The organism is Paraburkholderia tropica, from assembly GCF_914484835.1.
In the GTDB taxonomy this organism is placed as follows: domain Bacteria; phylum Pseudomonadota; class Gammaproteobacteria; order Burkholderiales; family Burkholderiaceae; genus Paraburkholderia; species Paraburkholderia tropica_A.
The window spans coordinates 88756-108554 of sequence record NZ_CAJZAR010000049.1 but is presented as its reverse complement, the minus strand read 5'-3'; the positions used below and the strand labels follow the sequence as shown (position 1 = coordinate 108554).

General features: G+C 67.1%; 17 protein-coding genes. 11 read left to right on the top strand and 6 right to left on the bottom strand.

Annotated features, from left to right (window positions below):
- Positions 1-127: 127 nt before the first annotated feature.
- Together LDO54_RS16660 and LDO54_RS16655 are read left to right on the top strand one after the other, a co-directional pair.
- On the top strand, positions 128-1036 hold the full coding sequence (locus LDO54_RS16660; protein ID WP_224011790.1) for a LysR family transcriptional regulator: 909 nt from the start codon (positions 128-130) through the stop codon (positions 1034-1036).
- A gap of 251 nt (positions 1037-1287) precedes the next feature.
- Positions 1288-3126 (top strand): methyl-accepting chemotaxis protein, encoded by a 1839-nt coding sequence (locus LDO54_RS16655; protein WP_224011789.1) that lies wholly within the window; start codon positions 1288-1290, stop codon positions 3124-3126.
- Positions 3127-3233: 107 nt separating this feature from the next.
- Here the strand turns inward: LDO54_RS16655 and LDO54_RS16650 are convergent, their stop codons facing one another.
- The gene (locus tag LDO54_RS16650; RefSeq protein WP_224011788.1) at positions 3234-4196 is read right to left on the bottom strand and encodes a response regulator; all 963 of its coding nucleotides are present in this window, start codon (positions 4194-4196) and stop codon (positions 3234-3236) included.
- 464 nt (positions 4197-4660) lie between these two features.
- On the opposite strand from LDO54_RS16650, the gene LDO54_RS16645 reads away from it, so the two are divergent.
- Positions 4661-5158: an acyl-CoA thioesterase gene (locus LDO54_RS16645; RefSeq protein WP_224011893.1), complete on the top strand. Its 498-nt coding sequence runs from the start codon at positions 4661-4663 to the stop codon at positions 5156-5158.
- 21 nt (positions 5159-5179) lie between these two features.
- On the opposite strand, the gene LDO54_RS16640 is transcribed toward LDO54_RS16645, so the two are convergent.
- Positions 5180-6634, bottom strand: coding sequence for a sensor histidine kinase (locus LDO54_RS16640; protein ID WP_224011787.1), 1455 nt, complete (start codon positions 6632-6634; stop codon positions 5180-5182).
- 370 nt (positions 6635-7004) lie between these two features.
- Positions 7005-7982, bottom strand: coding sequence for a GlxA family transcriptional regulator (locus tag LDO54_RS16635; protein WP_224011786.1), 978 nt, complete (start codon positions 7980-7982; stop codon positions 7005-7007).
- 193 nt (positions 7983-8175) lie between these two features.
- Here LDO54_RS16635 and LDO54_RS16630 point away from each other — a divergent pair, with 193 nt between their 5' ends.
- Positions 8176-8817 carry an HD domain-containing protein gene (locus LDO54_RS16630; protein WP_224011785.1) on the top strand — a complete coding sequence of 214 codons (642 nt, stop codon included), beginning with the start codon at positions 8176-8178 and terminating at the stop codon, positions 8815-8817.
- Positions 8818-8921: 104 nt separating this feature from the next.
- Here LDO54_RS16630 and LDO54_RS16625 read toward each other — a convergent pair whose 3' ends face one another.
- Positions 8922-10232, bottom strand: a complete 1311-nt coding sequence (locus LDO54_RS16625; RefSeq protein WP_224011784.1) for an MFS transporter — start codon at positions 10230-10232, stop codon at positions 8922-8924.
- Positions 10233-10397: 165 nt separating this feature from the next.
- Between LDO54_RS16625 and LDO54_RS16620 the strand changes: the two genes are divergently transcribed.
- The 5 genes from LDO54_RS16620 to LDO54_RS16600 all read left to right on the top strand — a co-directional run bounded on the left by LDO54_RS16620 (position 10398) and on the right by LDO54_RS16600 (position 16433).
- A complete protein-coding gene (locus LDO54_RS16620; RefSeq protein WP_224011783.1) occupies positions 10398-11306 on the top strand; it encodes a LysR substrate-binding domain-containing protein in 909 nt (302 codons plus the stop codon).
- 219 nt (positions 11307-11525) lie between these two features.
- Entirely contained in the window at positions 11526-13361 is a 1836-nt protein-coding gene (locus tag LDO54_RS16615; protein ID WP_224011782.1) for a diguanylate cyclase, read from the top strand.
- A gap of 170 nt (positions 13362-13531) precedes the next feature.
- The gene (locus LDO54_RS16610) at positions 13532-15145 is read left to right on the top strand and encodes an EAL domain-containing protein (RefSeq protein ID WP_224011781.1); all 1614 of its coding nucleotides are present in this window, start codon (positions 13532-13534) and stop codon (positions 15143-15145) included.
- 69 nt (positions 15146-15214) lie between these two features.
- Complete coding sequence (locus LDO54_RS16605; protein ID WP_224011780.1) at positions 15215-15835, top strand: helix-turn-helix domain-containing protein; 621 nt, start codon at positions 15215-15217, stop codon at positions 15833-15835.
- Between the two features lie 49 nt (positions 15836-15884).
- Positions 15885-16433 (top strand): GNAT family N-acetyltransferase, encoded by a 549-nt coding sequence (locus LDO54_RS16600; RefSeq protein ID WP_224011779.1) that lies wholly within the window; start codon positions 15885-15887, stop codon positions 16431-16433.
- On the opposite strand, the gene LDO54_RS16595 is transcribed toward LDO54_RS16600, so the two are convergent.
- Positions 16388-17032, bottom strand: a complete 645-nt coding sequence (locus tag LDO54_RS16595; RefSeq protein ID WP_436975603.1) for a GNAT family N-acetyltransferase — start codon at positions 17030-17032, stop codon at positions 16388-16390. The genes LDO54_RS16600 and LDO54_RS16595 overlap by 46 nt on opposite strands.
- A gap of 209 nt (positions 17033-17241) precedes the next feature.
- Here LDO54_RS16595 and LDO54_RS16590 point away from each other — a divergent pair, with 209 nt between their 5' ends.
- Entirely contained in the window at positions 17242-17718 is a 477-nt protein-coding gene (locus LDO54_RS16590; protein WP_224011778.1) for an OsmC family protein, read from the top strand.
- Positions 17719-17735: 17 nt separating this feature from the next.
- Here LDO54_RS16590 and LDO54_RS16585 read toward each other — a convergent pair whose 3' ends face one another.
- Positions 17736-18635, bottom strand: coding sequence for a LysR family transcriptional regulator (locus LDO54_RS16585; RefSeq protein WP_224011777.1), 900 nt, complete (start codon positions 18633-18635; stop codon positions 17736-17738).
- A 95-nt stretch (positions 18636-18730) separates the two neighbouring features.
- Between LDO54_RS16585 and LDO54_RS16580 the strand changes: the two genes are divergently transcribed.
- Positions 18731-19762: an NAD-dependent epimerase/dehydratase family protein gene (locus tag LDO54_RS16580; protein WP_224011776.1), complete on the top strand. Its 1032-nt coding sequence runs from the start codon at positions 18731-18733 to the stop codon at positions 19760-19762.
- The last annotated feature ends 37 nt before the right edge of the window (positions 19763-19799 follow it).

The window sequence follows — 19799 nt, the reverse complement described above, 5'->3', positions numbered from 1 at the left end:
TGCGATTGCGATGCTGCGGAATGGAAACCAGTCTAGGAACGCCAAAAATTCGCAACAATTTCAAATTTTGCGGATAGCATTGCCGAAAAGGCAACGCACAACGATTCCATCCCCGGAGAGTGTCCTCATGCTGCACGGCATCGCCCTGCGCTATTTCGTCGAAGTGGCGCGCACCGGCTCGCTCGCCGCCGCCTCGCAGACGCTGCACGTGGCCGTCTCGGCCATCAGCCGCCAGATCGCCAAGCTCGAAGAGGACGTCGGCACGCCGCTGTTCGAGCGCATGCCGCGCGGCATGGTGCTCACGGAATCGGGCGAACGGCTCGCCGCGCACGCGCGCCGCGCGCTGCTCGAAGGCGACGCCGTGCTCGCCGATATCGCCGCCGCCAAGGCGCTCGGACGCGGCATCGTGCGCGTCGGCTGCACCGAGGGCTTCACGCGCTCGTTCCTGCCGAGCGTGCTCGCGCGCCATCACGCGGCCGTGCCGCACGTGCATTTCATGCTGCGCGCGGGCACGCCCGCACAGGTCGAGCACTGGGTCGCGGCGGGCGAAGTCGATCTCGGCCTCGCGTTTTCGGGCGGCGATCCGGCGAAAGTGCACGTGGAATACACCGCGCGCGCGAGCGTCTGCGCGCTGCTCAATCCGGCGCATCCGCTCGCGCAGCGCGCGTCGCTGACGCTCGCGGACCTGCGCGGCTATCCGGTCGCGCTGCTCGAACGCGGCAACACCGCGCGCCAGTTGCTCGACGAATGCTGCGCGCGCCAGGGCGTCCAGCTGGAGCCGATCCTCACGAGCAACAATTCGAGCGCGCTGCATGCGTTCGCCGCGCTCGCGAACGCCATCACGCTCGGCAGCCGCCTCTCGCTCGCGGGCCTCCAGCATCTCGCCGACGACCTCGCGCTGGTCGCGCGCCCCATCGACGAACCCGAGCTGAGCCAGCGCAGCCTCTGCATCACGACGATGCGCGACCGGCGCCTGTCGTCGGCGATAGAAAGCGTGTTGAAAGCGCTGATCGAGGCGATCGAAGCCGCGTCCTGAAAGTCACGCGGCGGAGCGTCAGCCCTGAAATCCGCGCCTATCCAGACGATCGCAAACGATTTGCGAAATGTCATGCGCCGCGCATCGCGCGCCTTCAGTTCCCCTCGCCCGCGCCGATAAACAGGTCGGGAAGGCGGCCATGCATCGCCTTTTCGCCATGAACCGGGCTGCCCCGCGACGCGCGCGTGTCGCGACGGCCCGCCAAGGAACGGGGACCGCTCCATCTGGAGCCGCACGGGAATCAGGAAAACGTGAAGCGACTATCGTTGAATCAGAAGGCGTGGAGCATCGTCGCGCTGTTGTGGATCGCACTCATCGTCATGGTCGTGGTCAACGCGATCATGACGCGCACCGGCATGCTCGAGGACCGCAAGGCGTCGCTCGCGCAGCAGACGCAGACCGCGCTCGGCACGGTCACTTACTTCCAGAAGGAAGCGGCGGCGGGCCATCTGTCCGTCGACGAGGCCAAGCGCCAGGCCATCGGCGCGCTGCGCGTCATGCGCTACGGCGCGGACCAGAGCGGCTACTTCGGCATCTACGACAGCTCGGTGCTCGCGCTGCTCGTGCCGCCCAAGCCCGAACTCGAAGGCAAAAGCCAGGCGAACATGACCGATCCGAACGGCACGCCCGTGGCGTCGGAGATCGTCAAAAGCTCGTCGCCGGGCGGCAATCACTTCAGCACCTATGTCTGGCCCAAGCCCGGCCACGACAAGCCGGTCGGCAAGATCACCTATGCGGACCTCGTTCCCGACTGGGACTGGCACGTGTTCACGGGCATCTACGTCGACGATATCGACGACGCCTTCTACGGCTCGCTGCTGCGCAATCTCGCGCTCGTGATGCTGATCGGCGCGGCGCTCACGCTCGGCATGTTCTGGCTGATCCGCAGCATCCGCGCGAGCCTCGGCGGCGAGCCCGATTATGCGGCCGATATCTGCGAGCGCATCGCCTCGGGCGATCTCACGGCGCGCGTGCAGGTCGCGAGCGGCGACGAACGCAGCCTGCTGCATGCGATGAGCCAGATGCAGCATCAGCTCGTCGATACGGTGCAGCGCATTCAGACCTCGGCGGAATCGATCACCACGGGCGCGCAGCAGATCGCCGCGGGCAATCTCGATCTCTCGTCGCGCACCGAGGAGCAGGCCGCTTCGCTGCAGGAAACGGCCGCCAGCATGGAGCAGCTCACGACCACGGTGAAGCACAACACCGACAATGCGCGCCAGGGCAACACGCTCGCCGTGAACGCGTCGGACGTGGCCGCGCGTGGCGGCGACGTGGTGCGCCGCGTGGTGCAGACCATGCACGATATTTCGGAGACGTCGAAGCGCGTCGAGCAGATCATCGGCGTGATCGACGGCATCGCGTTCCAGACCAATATTCTCGCGCTCAATGCGGCCGTGGAAGCGGCGCGCGCGGGCGAACAGGGACGCGGCTTCGCCGTGGTCGCGGGCGAGGTGCGCACGCTCGCGCAACGCAGCGCGGGCGCGGCGAAGGAAATCAAGGAGCTGATCGGGCAATCGGTCGCGCAGGTCGTGGAAGGTTCGAAGCTCGTCGACGAAGCGGGTTCGACGATCGACGAAGTGGTGCAACAGGCGCGCCGCGTGGCCGATCTGATGGGCGAGATCGCGGCGGCTTCCGAGGAACAGCACACGGGCATCGAGCAGGTGAACCGCGCTGTCTCGCAGATGGACGAAGTCACGCAGCAGAACGCGGCGCTGGTGGAAGAAGCGTCGGCGGCGGCGCAGTCGATGGCCGCGCAGTCGAACGGCTTGCGCGATGTGGTGGCGGTGTTCCGCATCGGTTCGCAGACGGCGATGCAGACGAACGCGCAAACGAGCGCACAAACAAACGCGCAAGCGTCGACGCAATCCGCGCGCCGTACAACGCGCGCCGTGCAAGCGGTTCGCAGCGCGCCTGTTGCCGCGAAATCCACGCAAGCGCTTCCATCTGCGCAAGCCGCGAAATCGAACGAGGTTTTGAAGCGCCCGAATCTCGCGGCGAAAGCGAAAAGCGAAGCCGCGCCGAAGCCCGCAACGCCCTCGCCCGCCGTCGCATCCGCGGGCAGCGATGAGGACTGGGAAACGTTTTAATCCGCGCCCGACGGCCTCGCGCCGTCAACGCAAAACGCCATGAAAAAAGGCGCACGCCGTGAAGCGTGCGCCTTTTTTATCGTCCGCATGAACGCGCGTTTAATTCATCACGCTTCGCGCCGCGTACGCAGCCATTGCGCGAACGTCACGCACTCCTGCGCGAGTTCGACGCCTTCGATGCGCGTCCAGCTATAGTGCGCGTCGGGCGCGCCCGGCAGCACCTGCGGCTCGGCGAATTCCACGCGCGCCATGCCCGGACGATACGCTTCGTTCGGCCAGAACACCGGCATGATGCGCCGCCCTTCCATCTCCTCGCGCAGCGCCGAAGGACCGCCTTCGTCGGTCACCACGTCGCATTGCGCGTCCCAGTCGTGCGCGTCCCACGCGAGAAAGACGCCGGGGTTGCCCGACGCGTCGAACGTGAGCACGGCGTTCTGCTCGGGCCGCCAATAATATTCGACGAGCCGCTCGCGCTGCGCCAGCGCATGCAAGGCGTCGTTGGTGCGGCGGTCGGCGTAGATTGCGCCCACGCCATGCACGCCGATATGCCCGCGCCCCGCGCAATGCTTCTGCTGCGCGTTGGCGAGCGCATGCGCGAGCTTGCGCGTCATGCCCGGGTCGGACTTCTTCAGATAGAAGTGAATGAGGCCCGCGTTGAAGGCGTCCACGGCATGCGATTCGTCGGCGGTGCCGGTCAGCAGAATGCGCGTGCAGTTCGTGTCCTTCACCGAGGCCAGGAATTCGAGGCCGTCCTGGCCCGGCATGTCGTAATCGACCACGATGGCCGCGACTTCCTCGAAACGCGCGGCGTCGGCGAGCGCGTCCTGACCGAGCGCGTTGCCGCCTTTCTTTTCGAACTCCGACCACGCCTCGCCCGACATCGGGCTATGCGCCGCGCCGCCCGCGCCGCGCTGTTCGATGAACGCACGCGCTTCCTGCTGCGAGGTGAAGAAATGATGCGTGGGCAGGTTCGGAAAGAGGCCGCGCAGTGCATTGAGAAAATCCGCACTGTCGTCGAGAAAGACCACGGATACGGGATAAAAAACCGGCTGTCTGACGATGGAACTCATGTTTTTGCCTCGGTGAACGCGCCGTCTTGCGCCGCGCCTTCACGTCTCGTGCGCTATGAACAGATGCGATGGCGGCAGGAGCCTCGCTCCGCATGGCGATTCGCGCCCCGCGTTGCCCCCGACGATACGGCAAGCTGCCGCCGCCCGGTGATTATGGGGCCTTGCGGGCGCACTCGGCAACCATTCGCCCACGCGTTCGCCCATTCGCCAGGCATGAACGCGACAGTCCCGGTTCGCCGCTCGACGCGATTCACTTCGCATCCATGCGCATGCAAGCCGGCATCAAACGTTTGCGCGCCCCGCCGCGCCGCATGAATTCGCGCAAAGCGTCGAGGCCGGCCTCAAGTATGTGACCGATGCGGTATTGGCTGCCCGTGAACGCGCACAGAATTGGGGGCATGTCTTCAAACATCGAAGGCATGCGAGGCCGCCGCCAGCGGCCATTCCGATCTGGAGTCAATCGCATGAATGCACGTGAATCGATCCCCGCAGTTCTTTCCCGTGGCGCCAACGGATTTTCCAACGAGATCATGGAGGCGACGCCGAGCAAGACCTTCCATCACGTCATCGACATTTATCTCAAGGACTCGAATGCCTTCATGAACACCTATTTCGCCCGCTATTTCGAGTGGCAGGGCATTTGCCGCGAGCGCTGGTTCCACGAGTGCATCCATAACAATCTGCTCGCGGCGGGCGGCGTCTTCGTGACGAAGCGCGCGCATCAGGAATATGTGCAAGAGACGTTTCCGTTTCAGCGCGTCGATTGCTACATGAACACCTTCCAGGTGCGCCAGTGCTCGGCCTATCTCGTGTTTCGTTTTTGCGTCGACGGTCGGCCCGTTTCGCTCGGCTACCAGCAGATTCTCTTTGCCGGCACCGACAAGCGGATCCGCCGTTTCCCGCCGGGCATCATCGAGCGCGTCAAGGAGTATGAGCTCGTCCTGCCGACCAGCGCGAACTGAACGCCGAACGTCCGTTAGCGTTCAGCCCGTGTGATCCTGCCCCGCCGTGCGGCGGGGCTTCCCCGGCGCGTCGTGCAGCGCGCGGTCCGCCGGGGAGCCCGGCTCGGGCAGTTGCAGCGTGAAGAGGGTGGCCACGCCCGGCACCGACTCGCAGACGATCGTGCCGCCCAGCGCATCGGCCACGCGGCGGCAGAACGCGAGCCCCATGCCCGCGCCCTTGCCATGCGATTTGGTCGAATAGAACGGCTCGAAGATATGCGGCAGCACGTCGGGCGCGATGCCCGGCCCGCTGTCCGTGAAGCGCAGCACGCAATAGCCGTTCTCGCTCGCCGCGCCGATCTCCACGCGCCCGCCGCCGCCCGCATGAATCGCGTAGATCGCGTTCTTCAGCAGGTTGAACAGCACGAACACGACGAGCGAATCGGAGCCCGAAAAGCACAGCTGCGGATCGATCGCATCGACACGCACCATCTCGCGCTCGCCCGGCCGGAACGGAAAGCGTTCGAGCGCGGCATTCACGCACGAGCGGATCGGAAAGGCCTCGAAGCTGCGGCGGTCGAGCCGGTCGAGCGTGAACGATGCGAGCGACATCTCCACGACGGTGCTGGTGCTGTCGACCTGGCGGCGAATCGAAGTGGCGAGCGAGGAGAGCCGTTCCGATTGCCCCGGATACAGGCCATCGACGCAAAGCTGGTGCTGCACCGCGAGCTGATAGCCGCGCATGAGTTCGGGCAGCACGTTGCCGATCTCCTCCGCGTGCATGCCGATGGCCGCGAGCGGTGTCGCCACTTCGTGCGCCACGGTGGCGGCGAGCAGATACGGCCGCATCAGCCCGTAACGCACGATGGTGACGGCGAGGATGCCGAGGCTCACGGCGATGAACACGGCGCCGACCGGATAGAACGCGACTCCGTAATTGACCGCGTAATCGGTGGCGGCGGCGCCGTAGAGCCCGAGGCTCACCAGGCAGAGATCGAGCAGCTTGCGGCGGTCGCGCGCCTCGGTCTGTCGGCGCGCCGCGAGCAGCAGCCAGCCGCTGCGCAAGGCGAGCAGCACCGTCTGCGCGACGTGCACCGGATGCAGCAGGCCCGCGTGCGGATACTTGCCGAAGAAGAAACTGCCGTAGCCCGCCACGACTTCGTCGCTGACCACGAGCAGCATCGCGAGCAGCACGCTGAGCCCATACGACGCGACCAGCAGCGGTCGTTCGCTGCGCCGCCCGCTCACTTCGATCACGAAGTGATAGAACGTGGTGGGCAGGAACAGGATGAAGAGATAGCCGAACTTGACCAGCGCGTCCGCGAGGTCGGGGTCCGAGGTCTGGAACAGGAATGCCCACGTGCCTTGCCAGACGAAGGTGGTCGCGCACATCGATGCGAACGGCACCGAGAGCCGCGTGACGCCTTCCGTCAGCAGTACGTACACGCCGAATCCGAGAAACAACGCGGACACGAACGCGGGCAAGATCGAGTACATAAAATGTCGCGTGGGTTTTTGTTTTTGCTGAACAGCGCGCGGCACGCACACATCGCGCATCGTTTCCTGCGCAACCTCCGCGCCCGCTTCTGGTGCATTCTCGTGTTGCACGCGACGGTGCGCGCGGTATGACGCTGTGGTTCGACGCTGCGGTTCCACACTGAAACCACTGGCCGCGTCTCCCGTTGACGGGATGTCCCCGTGCGGCCCTTTCTGCTTCGCTGCTTTGCTGCCTGTTCCGACCGGAACGCCGCTTGTCGATGCGCCCTGCATCAGCCGATGCACCGGGCCGTTCGAACCCCGCGATTATCGCCGGGATCGACGCTTTCTGTCTGAAATATTGCCGCCAATGCCGCGCTTCATGCACGTTTCATGCGCGACGGGTCGCATTCGCCGATCCATCGCCGTCACCCGCGAAGCGTCGGCGATATTCGGCAGGCGTCACGCCTACGTGCTTGAGAAACGCGCGGCGCAGCGTGTCGGCGTTCGCGAAACCGCAGCGCGCGGCCACGCGCTTGGGCGCCTCGCCGTGCGTGTCGAGCAGCGCGCGCGCCGCCTCCACCCACGCGGCGGGCGTCACGCCCACTTCGGCCTGAAAGAGCCGCGCGAAATGCCGTGGGCTCAGCCCCACGCGCGCCGCCAGTTCCGGCACGCGATGCGGCAGTTCGGGATTCGCCGCCACCCAGCGCTGCAATTCCTGTAGCGCCGAGCGCCCCGAGGGACGCGTCTCGCCCTTGCGGCTGAATTGCAGTTGGCCGCCGGGCCGCTTGAAGAACATCACCAGTTGGCTCGCCACACGCATGGCGATCTCGCGCCCGAGGTCCTCCTCGACGAGCGCCAGGGCGAGATCGAGCCCCGCCGTCACGCCCGCCGCCGTGCGCAGCTTGCCGTCGCGCACGTAGAGCGAATCGGGCTCGATGATCACGCCGGGACACGCCTGCGCGAGCGCGTCCACCGACGCCCAGTGCGTGGTCAGCCGGCGCGCGTCGAGCAGGCCGCTCGCCGCCAGCGCGAACGCGCCCGTGCAGACCGAGCCGAAGCGCCGCGAACGCGCCGCCGTGGCGCGCAGCCAGTCGCGCACACGCGGCGCAAGCTGCTGCGTGGCGGCGTCGGGCGCACCGGCCACGAGCAAGGTGTCGATGCGTTCCGTGGTCTGTCCCGCCACCGCATCGGGCAACAGGCGCGCGCCCGAGGAACTGCGGATCGGGCCCGCGCGGCACGCGATCACGCGCAGGTCGTAGAACGCGCGGCCCGATTCGGTATTGGCCTGTGCGAAGACGTCGAGCGGCCCGCTGACGTCGAGCAGCTGCACGCCGGGCAGCGCGAGAATGGCGACGATTTTCGGCATGAGGGTCGGATTCCGGGGAGAAAAACCGCGCGGCTGAATCGCGCGTTTTACGTCGATTTCAGCCATTTTTCTGCGCGGCTCGCGCTATGTCCTGATTACACGCGAAATGGCAGAAATCGACGTACTCAGTCGATTCTGGACAATGCTAGCACAGCCCAGAATAGCGTCCATACCCACCCGACGGAGTCCCGCCATGAGCCTCGAACTCGCAGACGTTGCCATCCCCGACAGTCAGCTTGCGCGCGAAATCACCGAATTCGTGCGCGATACCGAATCGCCCTTGCTGTTCAACCATTCGAGCCGCGTCTATTACTTCGGCGCGCTCGCGGGCCTCAAGCGCGGCCTGAAGTTCGACCGCGAACTGCTCTATGCGGGCGCGATGTTCCATGACGTCGGCCTGATGCCTACGCACAGCAGCGCGCATGAGCGCTTCGAAGTGGATGGCGCGAACGCCGCGCGCGAGTTCCTGCGCGCACGCGGCATCGCGCAACAGGACATCGACCTTGTGTGGACCTCGATCGCGCTTCACACCACGCCTGGTATTCCTCAGCATATGCATCCCGTGATCGCGCTGGTGACGGCGGGCGTGGAGATGGACGTGCTCGGCCTCACGTATCACGAGTACAGCCATATGGAGCGCGACGCCGTCGTGCACGCGCATCCACGCACGCCGCATTTCAAGGAAGACATCATCCAGACCTTCTACGACGGCATCAAGCACAAGCCCGATACGACCTTCGGCAACGTGAAAGCCGATGTGATCGCCGATAAAGACCCGCATTTCCACGCGGGCAACTTTTGCAGCGTGATTCGCCGTTCGGCGTGGGGCGCGTGAATTTCGCGTCCCTATCGTGTGTTTTTCACGCGATGGACGCCAGAAATGAAAAAGGCGCGCAGCCGGTTTGACCGGCGCGCGCCTGCTTGCATCGAATTTCCGCGTCAGATCTTCACGCGCACACCCGCCTGCTTGCGGGCGATCACGAAGCCCAGCGCGCCGCACACCGCCAGCATCGCGAACGCAAAGCCCGCCACGGAAGGCCACTGGCCCTTCTGCCAGAACCAGCCGCCCCACGAGCCCAGCACGCTCGACCCCAGATAGTAGGCCAGCAGATACAGCGAAGTCGCGTGGCCCTTCGCGCCATCCGCGAGTTGCCCGACCCAGCCGCTCGCGACCGAATGCGTCGTGAAGAAACCCACGGTGAGCACGACGATGCCGATCACCACCAGCGCCAGCACACTCGACAGCGTGAGCGCGAGCCCGATGGCCGCCACGATCACGCCGCCGATCAGCACCGGCGCGCGGCCGCAGCGATCCGCGAGCGCGCCCGCCGCCGACGCTGCCACGATGCCCGCGAAATACGCGCAGAAGATCATGCCGGTTTGCGTCGCGCTCAGGTCGAAAGGCGGCGCGAGCAGACGAAAGCCCGCGTAGTTGTAGACCGTCACGAACACACCCATCGCGAGGCAGCCGGTCGCGAACACGGCAGGCAGCGTCGAGGCCGACAAATGCTTGCGCCAGAGCGCGACGTGATGCGCGGGGCTCAAATCGGTGCGTCGCACGAAGTTGCGCGACGCGGGCAGCAGCACGAAGAACGCCAGCGCGGCGGCCACGTCGATCACGCCGATCGTCAGCATGGCCGTGCGCCACGACAGATGCTCCGCGAGCCAGCTCATGCCCACGCGCCCCACCATGCCGCCGAACGCGGTGCCGCCCACGTACAGCCCCATCGCGAGGCCGAGTCCGCCCGCCGATATTTCTTCGGCGAGATAGGCCATCGCGACCGCGGGCACGCCGCCGAGCGCGAAGCCTTCGAGCGCGCGCGCCACCAGAATGCCGTGCCACGCGGGCTCGAACGCGGCGGCCACGTTGAACAGCGCGGCCAGCGTCATCGAACCGAAGATCAGTCCGCGTCGCCCGACGCGCTCCGACAACGCGCCCGCGCAGAGAATCGAAATCGCGAGCAGGCCGGTCGACAGCGAAAGCGCGAGCGAGCTTTGCGCCGCGCCGATGTGGAATTCGCTGGCGAACACGGGCAGCAGCGGCTGCACGCAATAGAGCAGCGAAAACGTCGCGAAACCGGCGAGAAACAGCGCGAGGCTGATGCGCCGGTACGCGGGCGAGCCCGGATCGACGCCGGTGCGGCTCGCGGGCGACGAAACGGCGGATGAGGAAGCTTGTGAAACGGAAGACTGTGAAGCGGGCGCGACGGCCGAAGCGCGGCGCGTTGCGGCGGGATGCTGGGTGCTCATGATGACGAAGCCTCGCGGCGATCTGCAATGACGAGGCAAATTGTCCCGCTCGTTCGTTATACTGTCCAATATATGGAACTGGCTAGTGCGATATGTTTTAGCACTGGCCCTTCACGCGTACACCGCGCATACATCGCGCGCACATCGTCCCTCACCACGCCACTCATGGAACTTCGTCATCTGCGCTATTTCATGGCGGTCGCCGCCGAACGCAATTTCACGCGCGCCGCCGAAAAACTCGGCATCGGCCAGCCGCCGCTGAGCCAGCAGATCAAGAGCCTCGAACGCGAACTGGGCGTCGAGCTGTTCGTGCGCACGCCGCAAGGCGCCACGCTCACGCACGCGGGCGAGGCCTTTCTCGTCGAAGCGCGCCGCGTGCTCGACGACGCCGCGCGCGCCGCCCAGGCCGCGCAACGCGCGGCGCGCGGCGAATCGGGACAGATCCGCATCGGCTTCACCGGCTCGGCGGCGTTCAATCCGCTCGTGCCCACGCTGATCCAGCGCTACACGCAGCGCTATCCCGACGTCCAGCTCACGCTCGACGAAGCCAATACGCCGATGCTGGTGCAAGGCCTCGCCGAAGGCCGCCACGACGCCGTGTTCTTCCGCCCCGGCCGCACGAGCCTGAGCGATGCGAGCGCGCTCGCGGGCATCGCGGTGCATCGCCTGCCCGACGAGCCGATGAAGATCGTGCTGCCCTCGGCGCATCCGCTGGCCGCGCGGCGGCGTCTGCCGCTCGCCGCGCTCGCGAACGAATCTTTCGTGCTGGTGCCCGGCCCGGCCGGCATCACGCTGCACGAGGAAATCGTGCGCGCCTGCGCCGAAGCGGGTTTCAGTCCGCGCCTCGCGCAGCCCGCGCCGCAGATCGCCTCGGTCGTGAATCTGGTGGCGGCGGGGCTCGGCGTGTCGATCGTGCCCGCCGCCATCGCCCAGGTGCAGGTCAAGGGCGTGCGTTATCTCGACGTGACCGGTGTGCGGATGAGCGCGAAGCTCTCGCTCGGCTGGCGCGAGGGCGACCCCTCGGCCACGCTCCGGCAGTTCGTGGCGCTGGCGAGGCACGCCGATCGGCACTGAACGACGCGCTTCAGGGACGCGCCGCGAGCGCGTCACGCATCGGACGCCGCGCCGCCACCCGATGCTATGCTTGACCCCGGCAATCCGGCAGGAAAGCAGCGAACAGGCAACAAACAAGCGGCAAGCAAGCGACAAGCAAGCGGGCGGACGGGCAAGACACGCAGCACGCATTCGCAACGTCCGCCGCGCACGGGCACATCTCCGAAGGGGCCGGGCACGATGCAGCGCAGCGCGCAGGACACGGCAAACCGCAAGCCGGTCCGCTCACTCTCCAGCATGATCATGAAGCGGCCGCATCTCGTGGTCACGCTGTGCTTCGGCGTGGCGATGCTGCTCGTGGCGCTCGTCGGCCTGCGCCAGCTTTACAACATGACGCGCTACGACCTGCAGAGCCGTCTGCGCGATCTCCAGGTGCGCGCCGTGGGCGTCGACGCGCTGATCGAAGCCGAGCGCCGCCGCCTCTCCTTCCTGCGCAATTACGCCGAGCACGTGCTCGCCGCCGATGCCGATCAGCGCGCGAACATCCAGGACCCCGCCGTGCAGCGCGCGCTGCAAATCAGCGCGCAAACCGCGTGGCAGACCAGCGGAGAACTGAACGGGCCGCCCGTGTTCGGCACCAATGCCGCGACGCTCGTCGGCCTCGAAGGTTTTCATCGCGACGATGCCGACTTGCCCGGCGACATCGCGCTCGCCCGCGCGCTCAGTCCGCTCGTGGAAATCAGCCAGCACGCCGACGCCGTGCAGAGCACCGTCGCCTTCATTTCGACCAACGGCGTTTTCGTGATCGCGCCCGAGCAGCACAACTGGAGCGTGCCCGATCTGCTGCACCGCTTCAGCGCGATGAACTACTATCGCGGCCAGCTACCCGACCGCAATCCGTCGCGCGACGTGCTCTGGACGCCCGTTTACACGGGCCTGCAAAAAGGCGAGGCGATCTCCACGCTGAGCGCGCCCGTCTATCTGAACGACCGCTTTCGCGGCGCGGTGGTGATGGACATCACGCAGTCGCGCCTGCTGTCCTTGCAGCTCGCGACCGCCGATCCCGGCGAAGCCGACAACGTCGCCGCGCCGGTTGAGTTCGGCCTCCTGAACAATAACGGCAGCGTGGTCTACTTCCGCAACGGCATGCTCGCCGAGGAGCGTCCGCACCGCTTCAGCCTCGCGCTGCTGCAAGTGGCGCGCGATTCGGTCGACGGCTGGATGCGGCGCGGCTCGGGCTATGTCGAGCGGCGCGGCGATTACCTGCTGTATCAGCGCATCGGCCAGACGCACTGGCTGCTGATGGCCGCCACCAACGACCGCGAACTCACGCTCGCCGCCGCGCGCCGCGTGTTCAGCAGTCCGCTGATCGCCGCCTGGGCGGTGCTGGTTTTGCTGCTCGTCGGCACGCTCTTTATCGTCAAGAATATTTTCGGCAATTACGTGGAGGCCAGCGGGCGGCTCGAAGCGCTCGCGCGCAGCGACCCGCTCACGGGCCTCGCGAATCGGCGGCGCTTTCAGGACGCCTTCGACGAAGCGGTCGAACGCGCGCAGCGCGCCGACGATGCGAACCACGCGACACACACCAACGCAGCGAACACAGAAAACGACGACGGTGCGCCGCACGAGAACGGCACGCTCGCCGTGCTGATGATCGACATCGACTACTTCAAGCGCGTGAACGACCGCTACGGCCACGCGGCCGGCGACGTCGTGCTCACGCTGCTCGCGCAGATGCTGCGCGCCAACCTGCGCAGCGTGGACGTGCCCGCGCGTCTCGGCGGCGAGGAGTTCGCCGCGCTGCTGCCTGGCGCCGATCTCGCGACCGCCAGCGCCGTGGCCGAACGCGTGCGCCTCGCGGTCGAACTGCACGCGCAGCACCTCGCCGGTCCCGCGAGCGCGGCGCATCCCGAGGCGATTCCGTTCACGGTGTCGATCGGCGTGGCGGTGTGTCCCGCCGACGGCCCTACGAACTACGAAGCCGTCCTCCAGGTCGCCGACCGTCGCCTCTACGTCGCGAAGGAAAGCGGCCGCAACCGCGTCGTGGTCGCCGATCCGCAAACGCTTGGGGCGTAGTGGCGCACGCGGTGGCACATCGCGGCGCGATCCGTGGCGCAAAAAACGCGCCGCGCGGTGATCTCTACGCTTTCATGCGCAACGAATCACCACCGCGCAGCGCCGCATCGGCGCGCGGCGAAAACCGCTAACATCGGGCACAACGCTTCACCCTCGCGCCCGTTCCCCGCATGAAACGACGCCTGACCGCGCTGACGATGTTCTGTCTCGTGGCGCTTGCCCTCTCGGCAACGCTCGCGGCGGTGACGTATGCGGCCGATGCCGTGGTCGAGCACAATCAGCGGCAGCGGGTCGACGAGTATTCGCGCCGCGCGCTCATGCGCGCCGAAGTCGTCACCGACGAAGCCGTCTCCGCGTTGCGCGCGCTCGCGAGTTTCGACGGCACGCCCTGCACGCCCGCGCATCGGCAGGCGCTGCAGCAGACCGAGGAACAGCATCGCTACATCCGCAACGTGGCCTGGACCGACGGGCAGTCGATCCGCTGCTCGTCGCAGTACGGCGACGCCGTGCGCGCCCTGCCGTCGTCGGAATGGAGCTACGGCGCGGGCTTCACCGCCTGGCACTCGGAAATCGGCAAACGCGGCAACGAGCAGCGCATGCTGAACATCCGGCTCGGCGAACATGTCGTGGTGATCGATCCGCGCTTCTATCTCGACATCGTGCCGCTCGACGACACCATCGAACTCGCGCTGCTCGAATCGAGCGACGGCACGATCGTCGCGCGCTGGCCGCGTACCAATGCGCAACTGATGCAGGCCGCGCTCACGCGCGACGACGCCGAGCCCTTTTTCGAGAACCGCTATTACGTGGTCGAGCATTCGCACCGCTATCCGATTTCGGTGATCGCCTACGAGCCCGCCGACCGCATGCGCCCCAACGTGTTCGCGCAACTGAAACTGCTCGCCGCGCCCGCGCTGCTCGCGAGCGCGTTCCTGACGTGGCTCGCGCTGCGCTGGCGGCGCAAGCTGCGCACGCCGCGCAGCGCACTGCTCGAAGGCATCCGGCGGCGGCAGTTCGCGGCGTGGCTGCAACCGATCGTCGATCTGCAAAGCGGGCGCTGCGTGGGCGCGGAGGCGCTGGTGCGCTGGACACTGGAGGACGGCACCGTGATCGCGCCCGACACCTTCATTCCGATGGCCGAATCGCTCGGCTTGATCCAGCCCATCACCGACCGCGTGATCGAGTCGGTGTTCGAGGGCGCGGGCGCGTTGCTCGCGCGCCGCCGCGATCTGCATGTCTCGATCAACGTCACGCGCGACGATCTGATGTCGTCGCGCGCGCTGCAATCGCTGCAAAGCGGCTTCGCGAAGCACGACGTGCGCCGCGAGCAGATCTGGTTCGAATGCATCGAGCGCGCGTTGATCGACGCGAGCGAGGCCGCGCCCGTGCTGCAGCGTTATCGCGACGCGGGCCACAAGGTGCTGATCGACGATTTCGGCACCGGCTATTCGAGCCTCTCGTACTTGCAGGATCTGCCCGTGGACGGTATCAAGATCGACAAGGCCTTCGTCAACGCGCTCGCGACCGGCGCGGAAGTGAACGCGATCGTGCCGCACATCATCGGCATCGCGCACGAACTCGGGCTGACGATGATCGCCGAGGGCGTCGAGGTCGAGCAGCAGGCCGAGTATCTGCGCGAGCGCGGCGTGCAGTACGCGCAGGGCTGGCTCTACGCGAAGGCCATGCCCGCCGCCGAATTCGTGCGCTGGGTCGAGTCGGCGCAAGGCGAGGCCACCGCCCAGAGCGCGGACACGGACACCGCCCACGCCGCGCCCGGCGCGTAAATCCCGCCGTCGCGCCCCTTTTCCAGCATATTGACCGTTAATTCCAACTTAGTGGATAATGCGTCCACTATGCTAGAACCCAGCCCGTCCGCAGCCGCCGACGACACCTCGGCCGACACCGGCATCAACGAACGCATCGCCCAGCGCGTGCGCGAATTGCGCGCCGCGCGCGCCTTCACGCTCGAAGCGCTGGCCACGCGCAGCGGCGTGAGCCGCTCGATGATCTCGATGATCGAGCGCGGCTCGGCCAGCCCCACGGCGGTCGTGCTGGAAAAGCTCGCGGCGGGACTGGGCGTGTCGATGGCAAGCCTGTTCGGCGGCGCGAGCGAATCCGCGCCCGCCGAACCGCTCGCGCGGCGCGACGCCCAGGTGCAATGGCGCGACCCGCAGTCGGGCTACACGCGGCGCAGCCTGTCGCCGCCGAACTGGCCCTCGCCGATTCAGCTCGTCGAAGTGGACTTTCCGCCCGGCGCGCGCGTGGCCTACGAAGCCGGCAGCCGCGAGCCGTTCTATCACCAGCAGGTCTGGGTGATAGAAGGCCGCCTGAATGTCGAACTCGGCGGCCAGCTGCACGCGCTCGAAACGGGCGACTGCCTCGCGATGCGTCGCGATCAGCCGCTGATTTTCAGCAATCCGGCTTCGCAGCCCGCGCATTACATCGTCGCCATTTGCGACGCGCGCAGCAGTTGAAGCGGCGCGGCGCGCGCCGAATTCTCACCATGCTTGTATAGGAATCCCTATGAATACCGAATCGCAGCGCGACCGCGCGACGTTCATCGAATGCACCGAGGCCGAACACGCCGCCGCCATTCTCGAGATCCTGAACGACGCCATCGTCAATTCGACCGCGCTCTACGACTACAAGCCGCGCGCGCCCGAGGCCATGCGCACGTGGTTCGAAGTCAAGCGCGCGAACGGCTTTCCCGTGGTGGGCGCGGTGGACGAAACGGGCAAGCTGCTCGGCTTCGCGAGCTGGGGCGCGTTCCGCCCGTTTCCGGCCAACAAGTACACGGTCGAGCACAGCGTCTATGTGCATCGCGACGCGCGCGGGTTCGGGCTCGGCGAGCGCCTGCTGCGCGAACTGATCCGCCGCGCGCAGGAGAAGGAACTGCACGTGCTGGTGGGCTGCATCGACGCCACGAATGCCGCGAGCATCGCGCTGCATACGCGGCTCGGTTTCACGCACGCGGGCACGATCAAGGAAGTCGGCTTCAAGTTCGGCCGCTGGCTCGACGCGGCGTTCTACCAGCTCAATCTGGCGACGCCCGCGCAGCCCGTCGACGGCTGAATGCCGGGCCTCGCCGCTGCGAAAGGCAGGTTCGCGGCGGCGGGTTTGCTGAGTATCGCGCTGTCGTAGCCACGGCCCGCGAAGCGCACCACGTCGACGAGTCTGAAGCCTTGCGCGCGGTAGAACGCAATCAGGCCGGCGGCGGGAAACGGCGTGTCGAGCGCGAGTTGCGTGCAGCCGCGCGCGGCGGCCCAATGCGAGGCGAACGCCAGCAGCGCGCGGCCAATGCCCCGGCTTTGCCACGTCGGCTCGACGCCGAACTGATGGACCGAGGCCACGCCGCGCGCGCGGTACTGCTCGCAGGGCGAGTCGCCGTCGCGGCCCTCGATCGTCAGCGTGCCGACGATGCGGCCGCTGCATACCGCCACGAAACACTCGCCCGCCAGCGCGCGCGAACGCGTGGCTCCCGCCGCTTGATCCGCGCACGCGCAATGCAAGCCGACCGACGCGAGCCGCGCGAACGCACGATGCAGCAACTGCGTGAGATGCTCCCACGAGTCGCGCTGCGGATCGAAGCGGCGCAGCACCAGACGGCCCATGCCGGGCGGCGTGCAGATGATCCGTTCGTCGTGTCGTTGCGGGGCGCGGCGAGTCGACATGGCTTCTCCTGTCGTTATCCTGAGCCGAAGTCTAGGGTCGCCGCGGCCTTGCCTCAAGAAAAAATCCTGTAAAAATCGTGACGGTTCGTGTGAATACGGTGTGATTTTTTTCTCGCCTGATGATTCGGCATCCGAATTAAATAACGCAAGGTGAAACTAAATAGACATCAATGAGACAATAGCGCCAACCGACCACACGGAGAACGACGATGGCGCACGGCGAACACACGTACAAGGTGAAAGTCCAATGGACCGGCAATCGCGGCAGCGGCACTTCGGGCTATCGCGACTATGACCGCGACCACCTGATCGAAGCGGCGGGCAAGCCCGCGATTCCCGGCTCGGCCGATCCCGCGTTTCGCGGCGACGCCGCGCGCTGGAATCCCGAAGACCTGCTCGTGGCTTCGGCGAGCGCCTGTCACAAGCTCTGGTATCTGCATCTGTGCGCCGACGCGGGCATCGCCGTGCTCGATTACGCGGACGACGCGCAAGGCACGATGATCGACACCGCGCAGGAAGGCCGTTTCAAGGAGATCGTGCTGCATCCGCGCGTGACGATTCGCGCCGGCGACGACCGCGCGCTCGCCGAGCATCTGCATCACACGGCACATGAGAAGTGCTATATCGCCAACTCGGTCAATTTTCCGATTCGCTGCGAGCCGGTGATCGAGCACGCGAGCGCGTAAGTCCCGCGTAAATCCCTTCACGCACGCGCGCTCGCGAGATACGCCTCCAGCCCGCTCGCGAGTGCGGCGAACACTGCCTTGCAGCGTCGATTGCCGCGCAAGTCCTCGTGCATCGTGATCCAGACGGGCAGGCGCAGCGCGAACGCGCGCGGCAGCACGCGCACGAGCGAGGCGTCGCGCCGCGCGAGACCGACCTGGCACGCGCCGATGCCGCAACCGGCGCGGATCATCGCGAACTGCGCCACGTCGCTGTCGCTGCGCAGCGCGAACGCCTCGCGCTTCCAGAACGGCCATTTGCGCGTGGCCTCGCGCACGAAGGGCGTGACCGTGTCATAGCCGATCAGCGCGAACTGCGGGAGATCGGCGAGCGTGCGCGGCGTGCCGTTGGCGTCGAGATAATCGGCGCGCGCGTGCAGCCCCACTTCCGTTTCGCCGATACGCCGCGCGATCAGCATCTCCTGCTGCGGCTGCGTCATGCGCACGGCGATATCGGCTTCGCGTTGCAACAGGTCCTGCACGCGGTTGGTCGCGACCAGTTCCACCACCAGCTCGGGATGCGCGCGCCGCAATTGCGCGAGCACGGGCGGCAGCACCTCGACGCTCACCACTTCACTCGCCGAGACGCGCACCACGCCGCGCATGCCGTCGCCCTGCCCGGCCGCCGCGCGTTCGAGCGCGGCCGCCGTGGAGCGCATCGCTTCGGCGTGGCCGCGCAACGCGCGCGCCGCTTCGGTCGGCAAAAAGCCCGCGGGCGAGCGCGTGAACAGCGGCTGGCCGAACGCTTCTTCGAGCGCGGCCACGTGCCGTCCCGCCGTGGGCTGCGTGATGCCGAGCGCGCGCGCCGCGCCCGAGAGCGAGCCCTCGGTGAGCACCGCGAGAAAGGTCCGGTAGAGTTCCCAGTTCAGATTCGAGGCCATACAGAAATGTATAGCCGATCGACTGTTTTCGGCAATTTTTAATGTGCACCGATCCGCGCAGAATGCAGCCATCGCATCCCCAACGGAGAACGGCAATGGCGGCAATTCCTGACACGACACGCACCGCGCTGGTGCTCGGCGCGAGCGGCGGCATCGGCGGCGAGGTCACGCGGCAGCTGCGCGACGCGGGCTGGCGCGTGCGCGCGCTCAAGCGCAGCCTTGGCGGCAAGAGCAGTACGCACGCCAAGAACGGCACCCGCCACGAGGGCGGCATCGAATGGCTGCAAGGCGACGCGCTCGACCGCGAGGCCGTCCTGCGCGCGGCGCGCGGCTGCGCGGTGATCGTCCACGCGGTGAATCCGCCCGGCTACAAGCGCTGGGCCGAAGTCGTGCTGCCGATGATCGACAACACGCTCGCCGCCGCCCAGGCCGGGCGCGCCACGGTCGTGCTGCCCGGCACGGTCTACAACTTCGGGCCCGAGACGCTGCCGCTCGTCGGCGAGGACGCGCCGCAGCAGCCGCGCACCCGCAAGGGCGCGATCCGCGTGGAGTTGGAGCGGCGCATCGAGGCCGCCACGGCGCACGGCGCGCGCGCGATCATCGTGCGAGCGGGCGATTTTTTCGGTCCGCGCGTCGGCAATAGCTGGCTCGCGCAGGGCTTCGTGCAGCCCGGACGGCCCGTGAGCACGGTGCGCGAGCCGGGGCGGCCGGGCGTCGGCCACACGTGGGCTTACGTGCCCGACGTGGCGCGCGCGATGATCGAACTGATCGAAAAACGCGCCGAACTCGCGCCGTTCGCCCGCTTTCATATGAAAGGCCACTGGGACGCCGACGGCACGCAGATGGCCGCCGCGCTCTGCCGCGTCGCGCAGCGGCACGGCCTCGCGGCGCGCCGCAAGCCGTTCGCGTGGCCGCTGGTCGGGGTCGGCGCGCTGTTTTCGACGACGCTGCGCGAGCTGCTGGAAATGCGCTATCTCTGGCGCGAGGCGCTCGAACTCGACAACGCGCGCCTCGTGCGCACGCTCGGCCGCGAGCCGCACACGCCGCTGGACGCGGCCGTGGAGGCGTCGCTGGCCGGTCTGGGCTGTCTGGGCGCGCCGGTTGCGGCGCTGGCGGCGGGGCACTGACGCGCGAGACCGCTTTCCGGCATGTTTCAACCGGTTC